The organism is Paracoccus sp. PARArs4, from assembly GCF_947311865.1.
Classification (GTDB): Bacteria; Pseudomonadota; Alphaproteobacteria; order Rhodobacterales; family Rhodobacteraceae; genus Paracoccus; species Paracoccus zeaxanthinifaciens.
Window position 1 is genome coordinate 22,631 of the sequence record NZ_CAMZMW010000010.1, and the last position, 22,861, is coordinate 45,491.

The window sequence follows — 22,861 nt, forward strand, 5'->3', positions numbered from 1 at the left end:
CGGCCCAGAGAGGATCATGACTACCACCATCCAACCCGATCCGACGGTCATCGGCGGCGTCCCTCAGGCGCCGCTTGCCTTTCTGCCGAACCCCGCGCGCCTGTTCGCGACGCGCGCGCGGCGCTTCGACTTCCTGTCGCAGCACAGCCAGAACCTTGCGCCCTATCTGAAATTTCTGGGCGAACTGGTGGCCCTGCAGGACCGCATCGCGCGCGATCTGCCGCAGGTGACCCCCGTCCCGCGCGACCGCATCGACCTTGCGCGCGAAAGCCGGATGCCGCCGATCGACCGCGCGAAGCTGGCGACCGATCCCGACCTGCACATCCTGCTGGACCGCTTCCTGTCCGAGGCCCAGTCCATCGAGATGCCCGAAGAGGCGCGGCTTGCGCTGTCCGCCGTCACCTCGGCCGGGGTCGCGGACCGGCACTGGCTGGTCGGGAACATCCTGTCCGACACGATCCCCGATGACAGCGCAGCGCCCCACCTGTTTGCCTCGCTGGCCGTGCAGCTGCACCTGGCTCGCCTTGCGGCGACGCTGGATGCGGATGCGCTGGTCCCGATCCGCACGGGCGTCTGCCCGTCCTGCGGCGGGCGGGCGGCCACCTCGTCCCTGACCACGGTCGGCCAGCTGGAAGGCGTGCGCTATGCGACCTGCGCCTGCTGCCAGACCCGCTGGAACGAGGTGCGCGTGACCTGCCTCTGCTGCGGCTCGAACGAGGACGTGTCCTATCGCAGCGTCGAAACCGCCGAGGCCACCGTCCGCGCCGAGGAATGTGGCAAGTGCGGCCATTGGGTCAAGATCCTGACCCAGACGGCGAACCACAGCCTGGAACCCATCGCGGACGATGTCGGCTCGCTTGGGCTGGACCTGCTGATGAAGGACAAGGGCGTGACGCGCGGGGGCTTCAACCCCTTCCTGGCGGGGTTCTGATGCAGGGCTTCCGGGCCCTGCCATCCGTCGATCAGCTGCTGCAATCGGAACCGGTCGCGGCACTGGTCGCGGAACACGGGCGGCAGGCGGTCACCGCCGCCGCCCGTGCGCGTCTGGACGGCGCTCGCGATGCGATCCGCGACGGTGCCGACGGACCTGCGCAGGCCGCCGCGCTGCCGCATCTGATCGCCGCCGAACTGGCCGCCGCCGCCGCGACGGGGCTGCGGCCCATGCTGAACCTGACCGGCACGGTCCTGCACACCAATCTGGGCCGCGCGATCCTGGCCCCCGAGGCGGTCGAGGCCGCCGCGACCGCCATGGCCGCACCGCTTGCGTTGGAATTCGACCTTGCGACCGGCGGTCGCGGACAGCGCGACGACCACCTTCGCGACATCCTGTGCGAGCTGACCGGGGCCGAGGATGCGACCATCCTGAACAACAACGCCGCAGCCGTGCTGATCGCGCTGAATACCTTCGGGCAGGGGCGCGGCAGCATCGTGTCGCGGGGCGAGCTGATCGAGATCGGCGGCGCCTTCCGCATGCCCGACATCATGTCCCGCGCCGGCACGCGCCTGGTCGAGGTGGGGACCACGAACCGCACCCATCCGCGCGATTACCAGTCCGCGATCGACGCGGATACGGGGCTGATCCTCAAGGTTCATACCTCGAACTATCGCATCGAGGGCTTCACCTCCGAGGTGGGAGCCCCCGAACTGTCGCGCATCGCGCGCGAGGCGGGCGTCGTGCTGCTGAACGATCTGGGCGCGGGGTCGTTGGTGGACCTGTCGCGGTGGGGGTTGCGCCGCGAACCGACCGTGGCCGAGGCCGTCGCCGAGGGGGCCGACCTGGTGACCTTCTCGGGGGACAAGCTGCTGGGCGGCCCGCAGGCGGGCTTCATCGTCGGGCGGCGCGACCTGATCGCGCAGATCAACCGCAACCCGCTGAAGCGCGCGCTGCGGCTGGACAAGATCCGCATCGCGGCGCTGCAGGCGACGCTGCGGCTCTATCGCGATCCGGATCGTCTGGCGGCGCGTCTGCCGGTGCTGCGCATGCTGTCGCGCCCGCAAGCCGAGATCGCCGCGCAGGCCGAACGGGTGCTGCCGCAGGTCGCGAAGATCCTGTCGGACTGGGGCTTCCACGCCGAAACCTGCGCCTGCGACAGCCAGGTGGGGTCGGGCGCGCTGCCGACCGACACGATCCCCTCGGCGGGGTTGCGGCTGACGGGGCAGGGCGGCGATGCGCCCGACCGCCTTGCCGCGCGGCTGCGCGCCCTGCCGCGCCCCATCATCGGGCATATCCGCGACGGGGCGCTGATCCTGGACCTGCGCTGCCTTGGCGCGGATGACGATCTGACCGGGGCGCTGGCCGGGCGATGATCGTCGGAACCGCAGGACATATCGACCACGGCAAGACCGCCCTCGTGAAGGCGCTGACCGGCACCGATGCCGATCGCCTGGCCGAGGAGAAGGCCCGTGGCATCACCATCGACCTGGGCTTCGCCTATGCCGATCTGGGCGGCGGAGGCGTCACGGGCTTCGTCGATGTTCCGGGACACGAGAGGCTGATCCACACCATGCTTGCGGGTGCGGGCGGGATCGACATGGCGCTGCTGATTGTGGCGGCGGATGACGGGATCATGCCGCAGACGCGCGAACATCTGGCCATCCTGGACCTGCTGGGCCTTAACCGTGCAATCGTGGCGCTGACGAAATGCGACCTCGTGGACGACGACCGCCTGTCGCAGGTCCGCGCGCAGATCGGGGGCGCGCTGGCGCCGACCCTGCTGGCGGGTGCGCCGGTGATGCCGGTATCCGCCGTCACGGGTGCCGGGATCGACGCGCTGCGCGAGGCGCTGATCCGGGCCGAGGCCGCGACCGCCGCCCGCGCCGATGCGCTGCCGCTGCGCATGTCGGTCGATCGCAGCTTCACCCTGTCGGGGGCGGGGACGGTCGTGACGGGGATGGTCGTGCAGGGGCGCGTCTCGGTCGGGGATCAGGTCGTGATCGGGCCGGAGGGGATCGCGGCCCGTGTGCGGGGCGTCCACGCGCAGAACCGCGCCGCGACCACGGGCGTCGCGGGCCAGCGTTGCGCGGTCAATCTGGCGGGCGAGGGGATCGCCAAGGACGCGATCCATCGCGGCGACATGCTGATGGCGCCTGAGCTTCTGGCCCCGACGGACCGCATCGACGCCTGGCTGTCGGTCCTGCCGTCGGAACCCAAGCCCGTCGGCACCTGGTTTCCCGCGCGCCTGCACAGCCATGCCGCCGAACGCGGCGCTAGGATCGTCCCCCTGGGCGATCCGATCCGCCCGGGCGAGGGCGGGCCCGTGCAGATCGTGCTGGACCGTCCGGTCGCGGCTGCGGTGGGCGACCGCTTCGTGCTGCGCGACGTCTCGGCCAGTCGGACCATCGGCGGGGGGCGGTTCCTGGACCTGCGCCCGCCCGCGCGGCGCAGGCGCACGCCCGAACGGCTTGCGCTGATCGGGGCGGCGCGGCTGCCCGATCCGCTGCCGCGCATGCTGGACATCGCGCCGGTCGATCTGCGCGTTTTCTTCCGCGACAGAGGGCTGCCGCAGGACGACCGCATCCCGAACTTCGCGGGCGTCGCGCTGTCGGACGCGCATCTGGCGGGTCTGCGGCATCAACTGACCGAACAGCTTGCGGCCTTCCACGAGGAAAACCCCGACATGCCGGGGCTTGGCCGCGAAAGGCTGCGCCTGTCGATGCAGCCGCGCCTGCCCAAGGACGCGCATCTGGCCTTCCTGCGGTCCGAGGCCGCCGAGGGTCGCGTCGTGCTGGACGGGGCCTTCCTGCGGCTGCCCGGCCACTCGGTCCGCCTCTCCCCCGAGGACGAGGCGATCTGGCAGCGCGTCCATCCGGTCCTGGTCGGGGAACAGCGGTTCCGCCCGCCGCGCGTGCGCGACTTCGCGACCGAGTTCGGGGTCGATGAACGCGAGCTGCGCCGCGCGATGCGTCTGACGCAGAAGCTGGGTCTGACCGATCAGGTGGCCACCGACCACTTCTTCGCCCGAGAGGTCACGGTCGAGATGCTGGCCATCCTGCGCGACGTGGCTGAGCAGGCCGAGGGCGACTGGTTCGCGGCCCCCGCATTCCGCGACCGGCTGAACAACGGCCGCAAGGTCGCGATCGAGATACTGGACTTCTTCGACAGGCTGGGTGTGACGATCCGGCGCGGGGACATGCGCAAGCTGAACCCACATCGCCTGGATCTGTTCGGATAAGGCGCTTGCAAAGGGCGCGGGGCTTGGCCATCAAGGCCGTCCCGCGCCAGTCGCGTCATGGAAGGGAATCGTCCCCGGTGGGGCGGCCGGACTTCAAATCCGGTTGGGGCAGCGAGCCTGTCCCGGGTGGGTTCGACTCCCATTCCCTTCCGCCAATCACCAGCGCAGCCAGCGGCGTCCCAGCATGGCCCCGATCAGGGTCGCGATGCAGATGCCCATGCCGTACCAGGTGACATAGAACAGCGGGTTGTCCTCGGCGCAGTGGAGGGCATAGCCCGCAGCAGCACCTGCCCCCGATGCCAGCCCGATCAGCGCGCCCGTCAGGGTCGGACGCGTCGTGGCGCCCCGGCGCATCAGGGCGATCCCCACGACGATGGGCGTCAGCGAGAGCGCCGTGATCGAGGTCAGGCAGGCCGCGACGGTATTGCCCATGATCCCGCGCGGGATCTGCGCGACCGGTGTTTCCGCAAGCGTCGCCACGAACAGCGCGGCGGCCAGTCCGGCGGGCAGCAGCAGCAGCCAGACGGGGGGCTCGGCCTCGGGGCGGGCGGTCATCATGGCAGCGGGCAGCGCGATTGCGGCCAGCGCCAGCGGAATGGCGTTCTTGGCCAGCGTGACCGGCGTCGTCAGCGCATGGGCCAGGTCGGGCCGCAGCCCGGTGCCGATCAGCAGCAGCACGAGGCCGATGCCGACCAGCCCCGCGATCTGCAGCGCGATGCGGGACATGCGCAGCCGGGGCGGCGCAGGCATGGCCGCAAGGCTGGCGATCAGGTCTTCGGTGGTCTGTCGTTGGCTCATCTCGTCATCCTCTCCGCCAGGGCGCTCAGGCGCTTCATCGCCCTGTGCATCGATACCCGTGCGGCACCTGCGCTGAGCCCGACGCGTTCTCCGGCGGTCTCGGCGCTTTCACCTTCGATCGCGATCGCGCGCACGATTGTGGCCGATCGCTCGTCTATCTGGTCCAGCATGGCCGTCAGGTCGCGGGCGGCCATGGGTTCGTCGCTTCGTTCGGCGGGCAGCGTCTCCTCGAATGCCTCGATGGGCACCTGGATCGCGCTGCCGCGCTTGCGGAAGGCATCGACGATCTTGTGTCGCGCCACCGCATAGAGCCAGGGCCGCACGGGCCTGTCGCCCTGCCATGTCCCCCGCTTCAGATGGACCGCCAGAAGGACCTCCTGAAGGATGTCCTCGTGTTCGTCGCTGCCCATCGTGCCGGCGCGTGCGCGGATGATGCCGCGCATGACCGGCGTGATCAGTGTCAGGAACCGCGCAAAGGCGGCGCCGTCGCCCGCGTTCGCGGCCGTCAACAGCCTTTCCCATTCGCCCTGCGGTTCCAGCGCGACCTCCCGTCCGTTATCGAAGCTATCGCTCAAAATAGCGCTTCGAACGGGGGCGAGGCAATGCCGGGGGGCCGCATATGACTGGACGAAGGTCATCACGTCTTCCTCAGTCCAGCCGAAGGGCACGGTCGATGGACCAGCGTCCCGGCCCGTGGACGATCACCGCAAGCAGGGCTCCGGCCCAAAACCCGTGGGTGATCCACGCCCCCGGATAGACGAAGACCTGGATCACCGCCGTCATCGCCAGCAGCCCCAGGGCCGACAGTCGCGTCATCAGCCCCAGGATCATCAGGACCGGCAGGACATGTTCCGCGACCGTCGCCATCACCGCCGCCCAGTCGGACGGGATCAGGGGCAGGGCGTATTCGTGTTCGAACAGGAACCAGGTCGATTCCTTGATGCCGAAGCCCTCGACCTTGGTGCGGCCCGATTGCAGGAAGACCATCGCCGGAAAGACGCGCAGGGCCAGCGCGGGAATGTCGCGCGGGATGGCTGCAAGGACGGTGTTCAACGTCGCGATCATGGCGCTTCCTCCAGGGCGCTGGTGATGGCCCCGCCCGACATCAGCCGCACGAGGATGTCCTGCGCCGAATGGTCGGGGTCGATCCGCAATGCGCATCGGGCCGCATCGGCAAGGGGGCGGCCCTGCTGCAGGGCCTCGATCAGGGCGGCGTCGGCTTCGGAAATGCCCACGACATGGACCTGGAACGCCGGGTCGCGCAGGATCAGCGCGGTCTCTGCCCGCGCATGGTCGCGGACGGGCGGCCCGTCCGGCTGGTTCGCCAGCCAGACCGAGAGCGCCGCATGCCCGAAGCGCAGCACCTGGACCGAGGGGTGCAGCCCCAGGATCAGCCGCTCGGGGGCGCATCGCGCCAGGTCGCCCGGTGCCACCGGCATCGCGTCGGCGGCGTGGAAGGCGCGGCCCCGCGCATGCTCCAGCCGCGCCACGTCGGCCATGTAGGGATGGGCGGCCAGCGGCGCGAAACCGCGCAGGAAATCGGCAAAGCCCTCGCCCCATTCCGCGATGACGGGGCTGGCGGGGCGGTCGTCGCGGATGAAGGCCCGCGCCAGCGCCGCAAAGAATTCCTCGCCCACCAGGCGGCGGATGACGGGGAAACGGGCGGCCAGCGCCTCGGACAGGCCGACGGCCACGTTGTTGCGATAGACCGCGAAACGCTGGCCGGTCTCGGCCGGGTCGATGGCGGTCAGTCCGGGGGGCAGGGTGCCGTCCTGCAGGCCCGCCCGGAACGCGGTCAGGAAATCACTGTGCGGCAAGGCTCTGCCCCCTTTCGCGAAGGATTGCATCGGCGCGTGCGGCCTCGGCGGCCAGCACGGACCATTCGGGAACGTCGTTGTCCCATTCGACCAGCGTGGGAAGCGGGCCGGTGCGGGCGATGATGTCGCGAAACAGCGCCCAGACCGGGTCCGCCACGGGCGCGCCGTGGCTGTCGATCAGCAGCGGCCCCGAGGGCAGGTCCTCCTGGTCGTGGCCGCCCAGGTGGATCTCGGCCACGAGGTCCAGCCGGAAATCCGCAAGATAGTCCAGCGGATCGCAGCGATGGTTCACGCAGGACACGAAGACATTGTTCACGTCCAGCAGCAGCCCGCAGCCGGTGCGGTCGGCGACCCTCGCCATGAATTCGGGTTCGGGGATGGTCGACTGTTCGAACAGCACATAGGTCGCGGGGTTCTCGAGCAGCATTGGCCGGCCCAGAACCTCCTGCACGCGGTCGACGTGATCGGCAACGATCTGCAGCGTCTGCTCGGTATAGGGCAGGGGCAGCAGGTCGTTGAGATACTCCGCCCCGTGGCTGGACCATGCGAGATGCTCGGAAAAACTGTCGGGCTGGTAACGGTCGCAGAGGGTCTTCAGCCGCGCCAGGTGATCCTCGTCCAGCCCCTTGTGGCCGCCGATCGACAGGCCGACGCCATGCACCGACAGCGCGTGATCGGCGCGCAGCGCGGTCAGCTGCGCATGGGGCAGCCCGCCCGCGCCCATGTAGTTCTCGGCATGGACCTCGAAGAAGCCGACCGGACCGGGGTCGCGAGCGATATCGGCGAAGTGCTTCGACTTGAAGCCGACACCGGGGCGTGCGGGAAGATGGGACATGGTGTTCACCTTGGCGGATGGAACGGGGCGGATGGCGCGTGCGCGGCCGGGGGAACCCGCGCACGCGCGCCCTGCCGGTCAGGCAGGGATGTCGCGGTCGAGTTCCGAGAGCGATCCCTGCCGCGCGGTGCCGTCATCGGCGGCGGGCAGCGCGATATCCGCGCAGGTCCCCGCCGGCACCAGCGTCCAGGCGTTGCCCTGGTAATCCACCTTCGAGGTTCCGGCGCAGGTCGTGCCCGGTCCGGCGGCGCAGTCGTTCTCGCCCGCCAGCGAGACGCCGAAGCATTTTTCCATGCCCTGCGCGTGGACGGGGGTGGCTGCCATCGCACCAAGGGCGCAGGTCAGCGCGGCGCCCAGTGCAAGCGTGTTGGTCTTGGTTGTCATCGGGTCCTCCTTGTCAGACGGGAAGGACGATCTTGCGCCGTCCTTCCCCTGACCATTCGGAGCGACCGAACCGATCGTTACACGGATCACGAACCCGTGATGTTGATCAGGCCTCTGCCAGGTGCTGCAGGATGCGGCCGTAATTCTCGACCCCCTGCGCGCCGGTCACAAGGTGCTGTTGGCTGAACACCATCGCCGGCACGCCCGAGATGCCGTGCCCGGTCCAGAACTGCTGCTTCTTGCGCACGTCACCCGCCATGCGTTCGTCGCGCAGGACCTCCAGCGCCTCGTCGCGGTCCAGACCGGCCGCGACCGCCGCATCGCCCAGCACGTCGGGCTGGGACACGTCGCGGCGATCGGTGAAGAAGGATGCGAACAGCGCCATCTTCACCTCGTGCGCCTTGCCCTTGGTCGCGGCCCAGTCGATCAGCTGATGCGCGCGGAAGGTGTTCACCATCCGCATGTCGGCGGCATAGTTGAACTCGAAGCCCAGCTCTGCCCCCAGCTCGGTCAGGCGTTGGCGCGAGGCCTCGGATTCCTCGATGGTCGAGCCGTATTTCTGGGCGATATGCTCTCGCAGGTTCTGGCCTTCGGGGGGCATGTCGGTGTTCAGCTCGAACGGGTGCCAGTGCACCTCGACGGGAATGCCGGTCTGTTCGCTGGCAAGCGCAAGCTGGCGATAGCCGATCACGCACCAGGGACAGACGACGTCCGAGACGATATCGACGCGGATCGGGGATGCTTCGGTCATGGGATCCTTCCTTGTTCAGCCCCCCAAGCTAGGCACGATTGTCCAACCTTTCCAGAAGCGCCACCAGATCGCGGAAGCGTTCGCCCTGGATCAGGACGTGATCCTGCATCGCGCGGGCGGCCTCGTCCTCGGCGCCGTCGCGGATGGCGCGGGCGATCTGGCGGTGTTCGGCAAGCGAGGTCCGCACCCGCCCCCGCGCCTGCAGCTGGCGGCGGCGATAGGGTTGCAGGATCGCCTGCAGGCGCAGCGTCTCGGCTTCTAGGAACGCGTTATGCGCGGCGTGATAGATGGCCTGGTGGAACTCGGTGTTCTCGGCATAGTAGCGGTCGCTGTCGCCCGCCTTGGCGGCCAGTTCGCAGGCGGACAGGCTGGCCTCGATGCGGCGGTGATCGGCATCCTCGGCGCGGCGGCAGGCCAGGCGCGCGCAGAACGCCTCCATCTGGGCCATCAGCTCGAACCGCTCCATCAGCTCCGCGACGCCCAGCTTGGTGACGAAGGTGCCGCGCTTGGGCTGGACGATCAGCAGGCCCGACGCCTCGAGCGCCTGCAGCGCCTCGCGGACGGGGGTGCGCGAACAGCCGTAGTCGGCGGCGATGGCATCGGGGTCGATTCTGTCGCCCGGCTGAAAGCGCCCGTCGACGATGTCGTTTTCCAGCGCAAGGCGGATTCTCTGGGCGGTCGGGATGTTCATGGCCACGCGATGTCCTTGTCCTTGCTGCCCATTTCATCCGACGGGCGGGGAATTGTCCATTTGCAAGCCTGTTATATACAACAACATCCAGAAGGTGTATATCTGGTCCCGAGGAGGATCGCATATGGGCAAGCAACGACTGACCTTCCTGACCGATTTCGTCGAGGCGATCACCCGGCGCAAGCGCGCCGGAGAGGCCGAGACGCTGAAGGCGCTGTCCCACCCCGCACCCGAGCGGCTGATCGCCGCCTGCAGCGTGCTGATGGGCCGGATCGGGGACGCCTCTCGGGTGGCGGTGGCCGAACAGGCGCTGGCCGCCTATGGCGACCTGTCGGACGACGAGAAGCGCGCCTTCTTCGCCCATCTGCGCGACGATTACGGCGTCGATGCCGATGCGATCCGCAGCGCCTATGCCGCATGGGATGCGGGCGGGGACGCGGTCGCTGTGGCGGACCTGTTCCGTGTGGTCGAGCCCGCGCGCCAGACCCTGCTGCGCCGTCTGAACCTGGCGCCCGGCGCGACCCTGCGGCTGGTCCGCATGCGAGAGGACCTGCTGAAGGCCATCGCCGACGATCCGGCCCTTGCGCCCATCGACGAGGATTTCGCGCATCTCTTCGCGTCCTGGTTCAACCGCGGCTTCCTGACGCTGCGCCGGATCGACTGGGCCTCGCCCGCCGCGATCCTGGAAAAGATCATGGATTACGAGATCGTCCACCGCATGCGGGGCTGGGACGACCTCAAGCGGCGCCTGGCCGACAACGACCGCAGGCTTTATGCCTTCTTCCACCCCGCGACTGGCGACGAGCCGCTGATCTTCGTCGAGGTCGCCCTGACGCGCGGCATCCCCGATGCGATCGGCCCGATCCTGACCGCCCCCGAGGCCCGCGAGGCCGTCGATGCCGACACGGCCGTGTTCTATTCCATCAACAACAGCCTTGCCGGGCTGAAGGGCGTGTCCTTCGGGAACTTCCTGATCAAGCAGGTGGTCGCGGTCCTCAGCGCGGAGCTGCCGCAGTTGTCGCGCTTCGTGACGCTGTCGCCCGTGCCGGGCTTTGCCCGCTGGCTGGCCGCGCAGGATGACGACCGCGCCACAGCCCTTGGGCGCGCGCTGTCGGCGGGCGAATGGTCCGAGGATGCCGACGCCATCGAGGCCCTGCGCCCCGAGATCGAGGCCATAGCCGCGCGATACATTGTGCAGGAAAAGGGCCGCGGCGGCATGCCCGCCGATCCGGTCGCCCGCTTCCACCTGGGCAACGGTGCCAGCGCGCATCGCCTGAACTGGCCCGCCGATCTGTCGTCGGGCGCGATGCGGTCCGCGCATGGGCTGATGATCAACTATCTCTATGAACTTTCGCTGATCGAGGCCCGCCACGAGGGCTTCGTCCGCGACGGCACGGTCGCCCATGGCGAACAGCTTGCCGAAGCCCTGCAACGATAAGAGGGGGAGGAGACCCTGATGCAGACCATCCACGAGCAATTCATCCAGACCGCCGAGCTGCTGGAGGGCAAGCCCCTGTTCCAGCGCCCCGGCAAGCCCGACATCAGCTTTGCCCAGATGCGCGACATCGTCGAACGCATGGCCGGCGCGCTGACGGAAATGGGCGTGACCCCCGGCGACCGCGTGGCCGTCCAGGTCGAGAAATCGCCCGAGGCCATCGCGCTGTACCTGGCGGTGCTGCAGGTCGGCGGCATCTTCCTGCCGCTGAACACGGCCTATACCGGCCCCGAGATCGACTATTTCGTGGGCGACGCCTCGCCCCGGATCTTCGTCTGCGACCCTGCGGTGGCTGCCGATCACGCGCATCGCGCCTCGGACGCGCTGCGCGTCGAGACGCTCGGGCCGGATGCCGACGGCACGCTGATGGACGCCGCCCGCAGCGCCACCCCGCGCGAGGATCGCGTGGAATGCGGGCCGTCCGATCGTGCCGCGATACTCTATACCTCGGGGACGACGGGGCGGTCGAAGGGCGCGGTGCTGACGCATGGCAACCTGACCTCGAACACCGAGGCGCTGCTGGAATGCTGGCGCTTCACGGCGGATGACCGCCTGATCCACGCGCTGCCGATCTTCCACACGCACGGGCTGTTCGTCGCCGCCAACATGGCGCTGACGGCAGGTGCGACGATGGTCTTCCTGACGAAGTTCGACCCCGAACAGGCGATCGACCTGATGGATCGCGCGACCGTCCTGATGGGCGTGCCGACCTTCTACACCCGCCTGCTGAAGTCCGACCGCCTGACGCGCGAGACGACGGCGAACATGCGCCTGTTCGTGTCGGGTTCCGCCCCCCTGCTGGCCGAGGATCACCGCGCCTTCGAGGAACGCACCGGCATGAAGATCCTCGAACGCTATGGGATGACCGAGACCTGCATGATCGCGTCGAACCCCTATGAGGGCGACCGCATTCCGGGCGCAGTCGGCATGGCGCTGCCGGGCATCGCCATCCGCGTGACCGACCGCGAGACGGGCGCCCCGCTGCCCGACGGCCAGATCGGCCTGATCGAGGTGAAGGGCCCGAACGTCTTCGAGGGCTACTGGAACATGCCCGAGAAGACCGCCTCCGAATTCCGCGAGGACGGGTTCTTCATCACGGGCGACCTGGGCCTGATCGGCGATGACGGATACCTGCGCATCAGCGGGCGCGACAAGGACCTGGTCATCTCGGGCGGGTACAACGTCTATCCCAAGGAGGTCGAGGAGGCGCTGGACGCGCTGCCGGGCGTCCTGGAAAGCGCGGTCATCGGCCTGCCGCATCCCGACCTGGGCGAGGGCGTCACGGCGGTCGTCGTGCCCAAAGGCGACGCAAGCCTCGACCCCGAGGCCCTGCGCGCCGCGCTGTCGGACAAGCTGGCCCGCTTCAAGCAGCCCAAGCGCGTGATCCTGGCCGATGCCCTGCCGCGCAACGTCATGGGCAAGGTCCAGAAGGCCGAACTGCGCCGCAATCACGCCACGCTCTATGCCGGTGTGGATGCCTGAACGAAGGCCCCGTTTCGCGCGACGGAGGAGGTCGCGCGAAACGGGGAAAACGAACGAGAGGGAGGAGAGAAATGATCATCTACGGAGTTGCGGCCCTGGCCGCCTGCCACCTGGCGGGCGTCATCCTGGGCGATCTGCTGGGGGCCGTGCTGGGCGTCCAGTCGAATGTGGGCGGCGTCGGGTTCGCGATGCTGATCCTTGTCGTGCTGACCGACTGGATGCGCCGCACCGGTCGGCTGCCCAAGCTGACCGAACAGGGGGTCCTGTTCTGGAGCGCGATGTACATCCCCATCGTCGTGGCGATGGCGGCCAAGCAGAACGTCGTCGCGGCCCTTGCGGGCGGTCCCGTCGCGATCATCGCGGGGGTCGGCGCGACGGTCGTCTGCGTCGCGATGGTTCCCGTCATCGCCGGTATCGGCGGCCGCGAGGCCCCGCTTCCGCCCCTCATGCCGCAGGAGGCATGAGCCATGGAAGAGATCGTCGGACTGATCGAGAAGAACGGCCTCGTCTTCGCCTTCGTGGTGGTGGGCGTGGTGATGTGGGTGTCCTACCAGCTGTCTGACCGGCTGAGCGCGGGTCGCGTCCACGGATCGGCCGTGGCCATCATCCTGGGCCTGGTGCTGGCCTGGATCGGGGGGCGCGTCACGGGCGGGTCCTCGGGGCTGGCGGACATGCCGCTGTTCGCGGGCATCGGGATCATGGGCGGCTCGATGCTGCGCGACCTGGCCATCGTCTCGACCGCCTATGGCGTGGACATGCGCGAGATCCGCAAGGCGGGCACCGCGGGCGTGCTGTCGCTGATCATGGGGATCGTCCTGTCCTTCGTGGTGGGCGCGGTCGTCGCCGCCTCCTTCGGCTATACCGATGCCGTCAGCATGGCGACGATCGGCGGGGGTGCCGCGACCTATATCGTGGGTCCGGTGACCGGGACCGCGCTCGGGGCCAGTTCGGACGTGATCGCGCTGTCGGTCGCCGCGGGCCTCTTGAAGGCCGTGCTAGTGATGATCGGCACGCCCTTCGTCGCGCCGCTGATCGGGCTGAACAACCCGAAATCGGCCATGGCCTATGGCGGGCTGATGGGCACGACCAGCGGCGTCGCGGGGGGCCTCGCCGCGACCGACAAGCGGCTGGTCCCCTATGGCGCGATGACGGCGACGTTCTACACGGGCCTCGGTTGCCTGATGGGGCCGTCGGTCATCTACCTGGTCCTGCTGCAGCTTACGGGCGGCTGAGGAACCGGCCACGCCCTTCGGGTGTTCCGCCCCGGCCCTGTCCCGATCCGGGGCGGGGCGTCCAAGGGACGGAAGAAAGGAACGCCCATGCGTTTGCCGATGATCGCGACCGCCATGACCCTCATGGCCGCGCCCGCTCTGGCCGATGACGGCCCCGACGACTGGATCGTGAAGGACAGCCCGCATGACGTGGTGACGACCGCCGACCGGCTGGAAGCCGCCATCGAGGAAAGCCCCGCCAAGCTGGTCACGCGGATCGACCACCAGCGCGCAGCCGAGGCTGCCGGCCTGGAAATGCCGGGCGCGACCGTGATGATCTTCGGCAACCCCGAGATCGGCACGCCGCTGATGAATGCCGATCCGCGCATCGCGCTGGACCTGCCCGCCCGCGTCCTGATCTGGGACGAGGACGGGCAGACCAAGGTCGGCTACATGGACCCCGAAGAGTTCGAGGACCTGTACGAGATCGACGGCGCCGAGGAACCGCTGGAGAAGCTGGCGGGCGCCATGGGGATGCTGACCGACAAGGCCATCGCCGAGTGACGCGAGGGGGCCGCTCAGGCCCCTTCGATCGACACCATCTCGACCCCGTCGCGGCACTCGATCCGGGCGGGGTCGATTGCTGCGCGGACCCTGTCCTCGATCCGGTCGCCCGCGCGGGGCCAGCCGTGCAGCGCCGCGATCCGGCCCGCCAGATCGGTCAGGGGCAGCGGAGCCTCACGCGACAGTTCCTCGGCGATCATGGCGACCAGCACCGGCTGATAGGCTGCGTCGAAGAACCGATCGGGCTCGGGCGTGGCGGTCGCGGCCTGCGGCGCGGGGGGCTGCGTTTCAGCGTCCTTCTGCGCGCGCAGGGCGCGGTCGGCCTCCAGGTGCTGCTGCAGCGCCTCGTGGATGCGGTCTGCGACAGAGGGCGGGTGGCGGAACCAGTCGGTCGACCAGATGCGCAGGATCGTCCAGCCCAACCCCTCCAGCACCGCCTGTCGCACCTTGTCGCGGTCCCGCGCCGTGGCCGACCCGTGATAGGTCGCGCCGTCGCATTCGATCCCCGCAAGATAGATCCCGGCATGGTCGGGATGCACGACGCCCAGGTCGATGCGGAACCCCGACACCCCGATCTGGGGCCGGATCTCCCATCCCCGCAGTTCCAGCGCCTGCAGGACGGCGGCCTCGAACGGGCTGTCGACGCCGCCCTGCGACCCGGTATCCTGCGCGGGCAGCGCCACGGCCCCGCGTTCGGCGTAATCGAGGAACGCCTTGAGGTGCCGCACGCCCGTCGCGTTGGTGCGCGCAAGGTCGATCTGCTCGGCCCTCAGCGAGGCGAAGACGTGCAGTTCCGACCGCGCGCGGGTGACGGCGACGTTCAGCCGCTTTTCCCCGCCCGTTCCGTTCAGCGCGCCGAAGCCCATCGACAGCTTGCCCGCGTGATCCGGCCCGTAGGTGATCGAGAACAGCATCACGTCGCGTTCGTCGCCCTGGATGTTCTCGAGGTTCTTGACGATGACGGGCTCCTCGCGGGCATCCTCGAAGAACCATTCCAGCTCGGGATCGCGGCGGCGTTCCTCGTCCAGCAGGTCCAGGATCAGCGCCTGCTGTTCGGCGTTGAAGGTGATGACGCCCAGGGTCGGGCGCGCGGCCTCGGGCAGGGTCAGCCATTCGGTCAGGCGCGCGACGGTCATCTGCGTGATGGCGCGGGCCTCGACCTCGTTCCGGCGATCCTTGCCGCGGCCATAGGTGCCGTCGACCGGGTGCAGCCGCACCGCGTTCGACTGCGTCCGCGGCGAGGGGAAGGTGATCAGCCGCCCGCCGTAATAGTGCCAGTTGGAAAACGCGATCAGCGCCTCGTCGCGGCTGCGATAGTGCCAGTCCAGCTGCTGCGTCGGCACGCCCGATGCCGCCACCTCGTCCAGGATCGAGGGCAGGTCGCGTTCGGTCTCGGGGATGTCGTCGGCGTCGTCCTCGACCTTGCCGAAGAAATTGGTCGGCGGCAGCTGCTTGGGATCGCCCACGATGATCGCCTGGCGCCCGCGCGCGATAGCGCCGATCGCGTCCCAGGTGGTGATCTGTGACGCCTCGTCGAAGATCACCACGTCGAAGGCCGCCTGCCCGGCGGGCAGGTATTGCGCGACCGACAGCGGCGACATCAGCACGCAGGGCGCAAGCCGCGTGAAGGCGCCGGGCATCTGCGCGATCAGCGACCGGATCGGCATGCTGGGACGCTGAAGCCCCAGCTGGTGCCGCAGCGTGCCCAGTTCCGACTTGCGTGGGACGGCATCGCGGGCGGGCAGGCCGTGGCGGATGCGCGCCAGCACCTGCCCGGCGGCCATCTCGGTCGCGGCGCGGTCGAGGTCGCGGAACCGCGCGATCGCGTCCTCGTGCGCCCAGTGGGAAAAGCCGCGCAGAACGGGGTCGGTATCCAGCGCCTCGGGCAGCCACCACGCGGCATAGGCGTTGCGGAAGGCCGTCTCGGCGTCCTGCGTCAGGCGGCCATCCTCCAGCGCCTCGATCAGCGGGTCCAGCCCGGCCCCCTCGGCCTGGAGGCGGGCGGCGTTCCAGCGGGTCCAGTCCGGCAGATGTTCGCGCGCCTGTTCCAGCGCGTCCAGCTGCGCGATCAGTTCGGCCAGCGGGACCGAGGCCGGATTGCCGCCCGCCGCATCGGCGAAGGGCGGGCAGGCGGCGGCAAAGGCGTCCTGCGCCGCCAGCAACGCCCGCGCGGGATGCGCCCCGCCCGAGGCGATGCGGCGCAGGCTGTCCTGCCATCGCGCCGGTTCGACGACATGCGGGCGCAGCGCGTCCACGGCACCCAGCAGGGCTGTGGCCGCCTGCACGCGCGCGGTCAGGGTCGCGGCATCGTCCGCCACCTCGCGCAGGGGCGATGCGTCGATCGCCGCCTGCGCCTGCGCGATGGCGCCCAGTGCGGGGATGTCGGTCTGCGGATCGGCCTGTCCTGCCGTCGCATAGGTCTGCAGCAGCTTGCGCAGGCGGCCCGTCGCCAGCGAGGACAGCGGCCAGATCCTGGCCTGCGCCTCTCGCCAGTCGCTGTCCAGCCGATCGACCGGAATTCGCGCGCCGGGATCATAGGTCGCGGCAAGGCAGGCGCTGGCCTCGTCGCGGCTGCGCAGGGCCTGTGCCAGGTCCTGACCCTGGCGGGGCAGGTCCTGGGGCTGGCGATCCAGCGCCCAGACCAGGTCGTCCGTGCCGTCGCCTGCGCGGGCCAGCGCCAGCAGATCCTCGGGCGGGGTGTCGTCATGCAGGCCCGCGACCGCGATCAGGTCGCGCCGTGCGGCCATCAGGTCGCGTGCCGCGCGCGCCAGCGGCGCCGCGGTTTCCAGCAGCCGCGCCTGCCAGCCGAAGGACCAGTCCTGCGCGCCGATCAGCGGGAATGACGGCAGATCGCGCACGACCGCGTGCGTGCGGCCAAGCGTGGCCGCGATCTGCTGCATCCGGCGGAAGCTTTCCTCGTCATGGGCATCGCGATTGTCGAAACGCAGGCGCAGCGCCGGATCGGCGTTCAGCGCCCAGCCGATGGCCTGGAAGATGCTGAACCCCTGCCGCCCCGTCGCATGAAGCGCCGCGACATAGGCGTTCAGCTCCTGCCGCGTGACATCCAGATCCGCCGTGACGCGCGCCCATTCGGCATCGCTGCCCTCGGACGCGCGATCCCAGCTGCGGCCCAGCTGGGCCATGACCGACTTGCGGTCGGCCTTGTTGGAATGCAGCTCCAGCACGGCATCGCCCAGGCCATGCGCGTTCAGGCGGCGATGCACGACATCCAGCGCGGCGGATTTCTCGGCCACGAACAGGACCGTGCGGCCCGTCGCAAGACACTGGCTGATGATGTTTGCGATGGTCTGGCTCTTGCCGGTGCCGGGCGGGCCGATCAGCACGAAGTCGCGCCCCTCCTGCGCCGACAGGACGGCGGCCAGCTGAGAGCTGTCGGCAGGCAGCGGCGCGAAGAGGTCCTGCGGCGGCAGGCGGCGGTCCACGTCGCGCGGTCCTGCAAGCCCCGGATCGCCCTCGGGCAGGAACGGGGTTTCGGGGTTGTCGACCAGGTGACGGACCAGCGCGCTGTTGCGCAGGCTGTCGGTGCGGTCGGCCAGGTCCTTCCACATCAGGAACTTGGCGAAGGAGAAGGTCGAGAGGGCGGATTCCTCGACCAGCTCGAAGCCCGGCACGTCGCGGATGCGGGCGCGCATCGTCGTGAAGATCCGCGTCAGGTCGAAGCCTGCCTCGTCGCGGGGCAGATCGCCCTCCAGCTCGGGGATCTTCAGGTCAAAATCGCGCTTCAGGAACTCCAGCAGGGTGGTGTTGAAGCGGATGTCGTCCTCGTGCGGTTCGATCACGAAATCGGACTGGGCCGAGCGGCGCGTCAGCCGGACCGGGATCAGCAACAGCGGCGCGCGATAGCTGCGGGTATCCTGCGCCGATTTCTTCCAGCGCAGGAAGCCCGCGGCCAGGAACAGCGTGTTCGTCCCGCCCTCCTGCAGGTCGCTGCGGGCCTTGCGATACAGGTCCAGCAGCCGGTCCTGCATGTCCTTGCCGGGCAGCGGGACGGCGATGCGCCCGCGCTGGAAGGCGTCGCGGGCCATCTGGTCGATGATCGCGGGATCCTCGGGCAGGGCGTCGCCCGCCAGCGATTCCGCCCGCACGCCCTGACCCTGCGCCAGCCGATCCTCCAGCGCGGGGATGTCGGGGCAGATGAAGGGCAGGGTCTGGCGCGTGTCGCGGAAGTTCAGCAGCCGGTTGCGCAGCGACAGGTCCAGCAGCTTGCGCTGCCAGCGGGCGATGCGGTCGGCGGCGTTCTGCGGGGTGTCGTCCGCGATCGGGCTGGCGGGCATCATGCCGGGCGGCAGCGGACGGGGCAGGGCGGCGGGCGCGACGGGGGCGTCGGGATCGGCATCCTCGGGGGGGCGGTGGCTGGCCATCGGGCGGATGCCCGCGGCACGTGCGCGGCGGATGTCCAGCGCCTGGAGGAAGCCGTGCTCGTTCCGTTCGGCAACGAGATCGCGGCCCGCGGCGGCGGCCTCTTCGAAGGCGATGGCGGGGCGGCGCGTCAGGTAGGTGGTTTCCAGCATCACCAGTTCGCGCGCATCGACGGCCTTGCGTACCGTCATCACGTCGGGTTCCGACACGCAGCCGAAATCGGCGTCGGTCAGCCAGAAGCCGGTCCAGGCATGCCCCTCGGCGAAGAGCACGACGGGGTTGAGGCCCGCAGCCTCGAAGCACGAGGCCAGAAGGACCGCCGTGTCGAGGCAGGTCGCCAGCCCCTCGGAGCGGATGCGCGCGGGGTCGCGCAGCTTCTGGCCCTGCCGTTCGAAGGACGCGGGCGGCAGCGCATAGCTGAGGCCCCATCCCGTCAGCGCCGACCAGATCGCCCCCGCCAGCATCCAGACCCGGCCCGGATCGCCCGAGCGGTATCCGTCGATGTCGCCGGGTTCGCCCACGGCTTCCAGCAGCCGCGCGGCGTCCTTGAGGATGCCCGCGACCAGCGCGTCGTTCGGCGACAGGTGGGCGGCCAGCAGCGGCGCCATCGACAGCCCGCCCCATTCGTCCCGCGCCAGCATCTCGACCGGGCGCGAGGTTTCGGCCAGCAGCGTCTCGGACTGGTGGACCTGCAGGACGACCTCGCCCCATTCGGCCTCGTTCAGACCGCCCAGCAGCGCATTGTCCAGCGGCGTTTCCGCCTGCGGCAGCGTCACGGTCGCCCCCGGCGCGATCCGGTCGATGCGGAAGCTGCGCGGGCGCATGGCGGCGGGGCGCGTCAGCAGCGTGACGTCCAGATTTTCCAGCGCCTCGTCGCCGTCGTTTCGCAGCGCGACGCGTCGCAGGATCGACAGTCCGTTCTGCGACAGGGCGAAGTTGATCCGGTCCACCGGTTCGAGGTCAAGGCCGACTGCCGGGGCAGCGCCTTCGGGGCTGAGGTCTTCCAATTCGTCCAATCCAAGGGGTCGTCGTTGCCGTTTGTGCCGCTGCGTCGGGAAAGCGTTTATCGCACAATGGGATGCGGGGTGTTCTTCACGTTCCGCATCACAGGGTCGTTTCTAGATGTTGTATTGCCCGACTGCATCCCGCCATAGATGCGATCACGATATGTTCCGGGTCAAGTCGAAAGTTTGACAGGCCACGGGGACCGGTCTGCCGCCAGCCTGCGGCAACGCCAGCGGGCCCTGTGGGTGAAAACGCATTGTTTCAAATCCGGGGCGATCTGCACCAGCCTGAAGGGGAATTGAAACAGCTCGGAAAAAGGCGCTGCATCACATGAAAATCGGCTTCATCGGATTGGGCAATGTCGGCGGCAAGCTGGCGGGCAGCCTGCTGCGCAACGAATTCGACGTGACGGTCCACGATCTCGATCCCAGGCTGGTCGCGGCATTCGTCGCCAAGGGCGCGAAGTCCACCGGCGGCCCGCGCCAGCTGATGCGCGATTGCGACGCGGTCATCACCTGCCTGCCATCGCCCGCCGCCTCGGCCGCCGTGGTCGAGGAAATGCTGCCCGAGGTCGATCACACCAAGATCTGGATGGAGATGTCCACCACCGACCAGGCCGAAGTCCAGCGTCTTGCGGCCCTCGTGCAGGAACGCGGCGGTGCGGCGATGGAATGCCCGGTCTCGGGCGGGTGCCACAGGGCGGATACGGGCAACATCTCGATCTTCGCGGGCTGCGACCGCGCGACGTTCGAACGCATGCTGCCGACGCTGGCGACGCTTGGGCGTCGCGTGCTGCACACGGGCGATATCGGCACGGCCTCGGTGCTGAAGGTGATGACCAACTATCTTGCGACCGCGAACCTGCTGACCTGCTGCGAGGCGCTGGTGACCATGAAGGCCGCGGGGATCGACCTGAACACCACCTACGAGGCCATGAAGATCTCGTCGGGGACGTCCTTCGTCCACGAGACCGAGAGCCAGGTGATCCTGAACGGCTCGCGCGACATCTCGTTCACGATGGACCTGGTGAAGAAGGATATCGGCCTGTTCCAGAAGATCGCGTCCGAGGCCGGTGTGCCGCTGGAGATCAGCCCCCTGATGATCGAGATCTTCAACGACGGCATCGCGCGCTTCGGCGAACGCGAGCTGTCGCCGAACATCATCCGCCGCCTGGAAGAGGCCACCGGCCTGTCGATCACCGCGCCGGGCTTCCCGCCCGAACTGGTGGATGACGAACCCGAGGAACGCGGCTACGAGGTCATCCCGACCGGCCTGTCGGCGCCCGCGGGCCTGACGGAATCGCGCCCCGCGCTGGCCGAGGGGTGATCCCCATGCAGCACGCCAATCTGGATCACTGGACCGAGCGCGCGGACCTTGCCGCCAGCTTCCGTTGGGCCGCGCGGCTGAACATGCACGAGGCGGTGGCGAACCATTTCAGCCTTGCGGTGAACGACGAGGGAACGCGGTTCCTGATCAACCCGAACCAGGTGCATTTCTCGCGCATCAAGGCGTCGGACCTGCTGATGCTGGACGTGGACGATCCGTCGGTGATGGACGCGCCGAACGCGCCCGATCCGACCGCCTGGGGGCTTCACGCCGCGATCCACCGCGCCTGCCCGCATGCGCGCTGCGTCATGCACACGCATTCGATCTGGTCCACCGTGCTGGCCTGCCTGGCCGACAGCCGCATGCCGCCGATCGACCAGAACACGGCGACCTTCTTCAACCGCCACGTCATCGACGAGGAATTCGGCGGCCTCGCCTTCGAGGAGGAGGGCCGCCGCTGCGCGAGCCTGCTGTCGGACCCCGCCAGCAAGGTGCTGGTCATGGGCAATCACGGCATCCTGGTCGTGGGCGACGGCGTGGCCGACACGTGGAACCGCCTGTTCTATTTCGAACGCGCGGCGGAAACCTATGTCCGCGCGCTGCAGACCGGGCGTCCGCTGCGGATCATGTCCGACGACATCGCCGAAAAGACCGCCCGGGAACTCGAGGACTATCCCGGCCAGGCCGAGGCGCACCTGTCCGAGCTGCGCGCCATCCTGGATGCCGAGGGCGACAGCTATGCAAACTGAGACGAACCTGAAAGGAGAGGTCGCATGACCGAAACAAGCTTCGACCTGCGCGAGAAGGGCATGGTCGTCGGCCTGCCCGAGGGCGAGAAGTACTTCAACTACTACTGGCTGCGCGACGCGTGCCTGTCCTGCATCGACCCCCAGACGCGCGAACGGATCTTCGACGCGTCGGAGCTGCAGTCCCCGCCGCGTGCCACCTCGGCCGTGATCGAGGAGGACACGGTCGTCATCGGCTGGGCCGACGAGGCGCAGGCCTCTCGCGTGCCGCTGTCGCTGCTGCGCGAGGTCTTCGCGACCGGTCGCCGCGCCGATCCCGCCGACCTGCCGCGCCGCCTGTGGTACAAGGACCACACGCCCGACATCACGCGCATCGACCAGGATGCGGTGGTGGGCACCGAGGAAGGCCGCGCCTGCCTGACCCGCGCCCTGATCGAGGACGGCATCGCCATCGTCACCAATATGGAGAAGTCCGAAGGATCGCTTCCCCGCCTGGTGAACGCGGTCGGCCCCGTCACCCCGTCGGCCGAGGGTCTGTTCTTCAACGTCCGCGTCGAGATCGCGCCGACGAACCTTGCCTTCACCGCCGGTCCGCTGGAGATGCATACCGACCTGCCGGGAGAGGAGACCGCGCCGGGCGTGCAGTTCCTGCACTGCCTCGAGAATACGGTCGAGGGCGGCAATTCGCTGTTCCTCGACGGTGCCGCGGTGGCCGAGGCCCTGCGCAAGGAGGACCCCGAGGCTTTTGCCTTGCTGGCGGGCCACGACATCCCGTTCTTCTATCGCCACGACAACTGGGATTACCGGTCCCACCAGCGCGTGATCGAGACGGATGTGGACGGGCGCGTGACCGGGGTCACCATCTCGCAGCATCTTCAGGACTATATGGACCTGCCGCAGGACCTGCTGGACGACTACTATCCCGCGTTCATCAAGTTCATCCGCATGATGCAGGAGGATCGCTTCCTTCTGCGCTTTCGGTCCGAGGCGGGCAATTGCGTGGTCTTCGACAACCACCGCATCGTGCATGGCCGCGAAGGCTATGTCGCCGACAGCGGCAAGCGTCACCTGCGGGGCTGCTATACCGATCGGGGGGCGCTGCGCTCGACCTATCGCGTGCTGGCGATGAAGGGTCACGACGGTTCGGTCGAACAGCCCGCGCAGCAGGCGCGGGGCTGAATCGGCGCTGCTTCAGCCGTAAGAC

General features: G+C 69.0%; 20 protein-coding genes and 1 tRNA gene. 12 read left to right on the forward strand and 9 right to left on the reverse strand.

Annotated features, from left to right (window positions below):
- Nucleotides 1-16 precede the first annotated feature (16 nt).
- The 4 genes from fdhE (at nucleotide 17) to QMZ16_RS09895 (ending at nucleotide 4,327) form a co-directional block, all read left to right on the forward strand.
- A complete protein-coding gene (gene fdhE, locus QMZ16_RS09880; protein ID WP_282603104.1) occupies nucleotides 17-931 on the forward strand; it encodes a formate dehydrogenase accessory protein FdhE in 915 nt (304 codons plus the stop codon).
- On the forward strand, nucleotides 931-2,307 hold the full coding sequence (gene selA, locus QMZ16_RS09885; protein WP_282603105.1) for an L-seryl-tRNA(Sec) selenium transferase: 1,377 nt from the start codon (nucleotides 931-933) through the stop codon (nucleotides 2,305-2,307). The genes fdhE and selA overlap by 1 nt, the downstream gene beginning before the upstream one ends.
- A complete protein-coding gene (gene selB, locus QMZ16_RS09890; RefSeq protein ID WP_282603106.1) occupies nucleotides 2,304-4,172 on the forward strand; it encodes a selenocysteine-specific translation elongation factor in 1,869 nt (622 codons plus the stop codon). Before selA ends, selB begins: the two co-directional genes overlap by 4 nt.
- Nucleotides 4,173-4,231: 59 nt before the next feature.
- Nucleotides 4,232-4,327: transfer RNA gene (locus tag QMZ16_RS09895), tRNA-Sec, on the forward strand.
- Between the two features lies 1 nt (nucleotide 4,328).
- Here QMZ16_RS09895 and QMZ16_RS09900 read toward each other — a convergent pair.
- The 8 genes from QMZ16_RS09900 to QMZ16_RS09935 all read right to left on the reverse strand — a co-directional run bounded on the left by QMZ16_RS09900 (nucleotide 4,329) and on the right by QMZ16_RS09935 (nucleotide 9,448).
- Complete coding sequence (locus QMZ16_RS09900) at nucleotides 4,329-4,970, reverse strand: DUF1109 domain-containing protein (RefSeq protein WP_282603107.1); 642 nt, start codon at nucleotides 4,968-4,970, stop codon at nucleotides 4,329-4,331.
- Nucleotides 4,967-5,545, reverse strand: coding sequence for a sigma-70 family RNA polymerase sigma factor (locus QMZ16_RS09905; RefSeq protein WP_282603108.1), 579 nt, complete (start codon nucleotides 5,543-5,545; stop codon nucleotides 4,967-4,969). The genes QMZ16_RS09900 and QMZ16_RS09905 overlap by 4 nt, the downstream gene beginning before the upstream one ends.
- Nucleotides 5,546-5,618: 73 nt before the next feature.
- Nucleotides 5,619-6,035 (reverse strand): DoxX family protein, encoded by a 417-nt coding sequence (locus tag QMZ16_RS09910; RefSeq protein ID WP_282603109.1) that lies wholly within the window; start codon nucleotides 6,033-6,035, stop codon nucleotides 5,619-5,621.
- Entirely contained in the window at nucleotides 6,032-6,787 is a 756-nt protein-coding gene (locus tag QMZ16_RS09915) for a DNA-binding domain-containing protein (protein WP_282603110.1), read from the reverse strand. Before QMZ16_RS09915 ends, QMZ16_RS09910 begins: the two co-directional genes overlap by 4 nt.
- On the reverse strand, nucleotides 6,774-7,622 hold the full coding sequence (locus tag QMZ16_RS09920; protein ID WP_282603111.1) for a DUF692 domain-containing protein: 849 nt from the start codon (nucleotides 7,620-7,622) through the stop codon (nucleotides 6,774-6,776). Before QMZ16_RS09920 ends, QMZ16_RS09915 begins: the two co-directional genes overlap by 14 nt.
- Nucleotides 7,623-7,700: 78 nt before the next feature.
- Entirely contained in the window at nucleotides 7,701-8,006 is a 306-nt protein-coding gene (locus QMZ16_RS09925; RefSeq protein WP_028725550.1) for a DUF2282 domain-containing protein, read from the reverse strand.
- 106 nt (nucleotides 8,007-8,112) lie between these two features.
- Nucleotides 8,113-8,757 carry a DsbA family oxidoreductase gene (locus QMZ16_RS09930; RefSeq protein WP_282603112.1) on the reverse strand — a complete coding sequence of 215 codons (645 nt, stop codon included), beginning with the start codon at nucleotides 8,755-8,757 and terminating at the stop codon, nucleotides 8,113-8,115.
- Between the two features lie 28 nt (nucleotides 8,758-8,785).
- A complete protein-coding gene (locus tag QMZ16_RS09935; RefSeq protein ID WP_282603113.1) occupies nucleotides 8,786-9,448 on the reverse strand; it encodes a GntR family transcriptional regulator in 663 nt (220 codons plus the stop codon).
- Between the two features lie 124 nt (nucleotides 9,449-9,572).
- Between QMZ16_RS09935 and QMZ16_RS09940 the strand changes: the two genes are divergently transcribed.
- From QMZ16_RS09940 to QMZ16_RS09960, 5 genes are all read left to right on the forward strand, one after another.
- Nucleotides 9,573-10,886 carry a malonyl-CoA decarboxylase gene (locus tag QMZ16_RS09940; protein ID WP_282603114.1) on the forward strand — a complete coding sequence of 438 codons (1,314 nt, stop codon included), beginning with the start codon at nucleotides 9,573-9,575 and terminating at the stop codon, nucleotides 10,884-10,886.
- 18 nt (nucleotides 10,887-10,904) lie between these two features.
- The gene (locus QMZ16_RS09945; protein ID WP_282603115.1) at nucleotides 10,905-12,425 is read left to right on the forward strand and encodes a malonyl-CoA synthase; all 1,521 of its coding nucleotides are present in this window, start codon (nucleotides 10,905-10,907) and stop codon (nucleotides 12,423-12,425) included.
- Nucleotides 12,426-12,496: 71 nt separating this feature from the next.
- On the forward strand, nucleotides 12,497-12,889 hold the full coding sequence (gene madL, locus QMZ16_RS09950) for a malonate transporter subunit MadL (RefSeq protein ID WP_022706264.1): 393 nt from the start codon (nucleotides 12,497-12,499) through the stop codon (nucleotides 12,887-12,889).
- Between the two features lie 3 nt (nucleotides 12,890-12,892).
- The gene (gene madM / locus QMZ16_RS09955) at nucleotides 12,893-13,657 is read left to right on the forward strand and encodes a malonate transporter subunit MadM (protein WP_282603116.1); all 765 of its coding nucleotides are present in this window, start codon (nucleotides 12,893-12,895) and stop codon (nucleotides 13,655-13,657) included.
- A gap of 87 nt (nucleotides 13,658-13,744) precedes the next feature.
- Nucleotides 13,745-14,200 (forward strand): DUF302 domain-containing protein, encoded by a 456-nt coding sequence (locus QMZ16_RS09960; protein WP_022706266.1) that lies wholly within the window; start codon nucleotides 13,745-13,747, stop codon nucleotides 14,198-14,200.
- 14 nt (nucleotides 14,201-14,214) lie between these two features.
- Here QMZ16_RS09960 and QMZ16_RS09965 read toward each other — a convergent pair whose 3' ends face one another.
- A complete protein-coding gene (locus tag QMZ16_RS09965) occupies nucleotides 14,215-19,596 on the reverse strand; it encodes a DUF3320 domain-containing protein (RefSeq protein WP_282603117.1) in 5,382 nt (1,793 codons plus the stop codon).
- A 310-nt stretch (nucleotides 19,597-19,906) separates the two neighbouring features.
- On the opposite strand from QMZ16_RS09965, the gene QMZ16_RS09970 reads away from it, so the two are divergent.
- From QMZ16_RS09970 to QMZ16_RS09980, 3 genes are read left to right on the forward strand one after another with little or no spacing between them, the layout of a single operon-like run.
- Nucleotides 19,907-20,911: an NAD(P)-dependent oxidoreductase gene (locus tag QMZ16_RS09970; protein ID WP_348984661.1), complete on the forward strand. Its 1,005-nt coding sequence runs from the start codon at nucleotides 19,907-19,909 to the stop codon at nucleotides 20,909-20,911.
- A gap of 5 nt (nucleotides 20,912-20,916) precedes the next feature.
- Nucleotides 20,917-21,660 carry a class II aldolase and adducin N-terminal domain-containing protein gene (locus QMZ16_RS09975; RefSeq protein WP_282603119.1) on the forward strand — a complete coding sequence of 248 codons (744 nt, stop codon included), beginning with the start codon at nucleotides 20,917-20,919 and terminating at the stop codon, nucleotides 21,658-21,660.
- A gap of 24 nt (nucleotides 21,661-21,684) precedes the next feature.
- Nucleotides 21,685-22,836 carry a TauD/TfdA family dioxygenase gene (locus tag QMZ16_RS09980; RefSeq protein ID WP_282603120.1) on the forward strand — a complete coding sequence of 384 codons (1,152 nt, stop codon included), beginning with the start codon at nucleotides 21,685-21,687 and terminating at the stop codon, nucleotides 22,834-22,836.
- Nucleotides 22,837-22,861 lie beyond the last annotated feature (25 nt).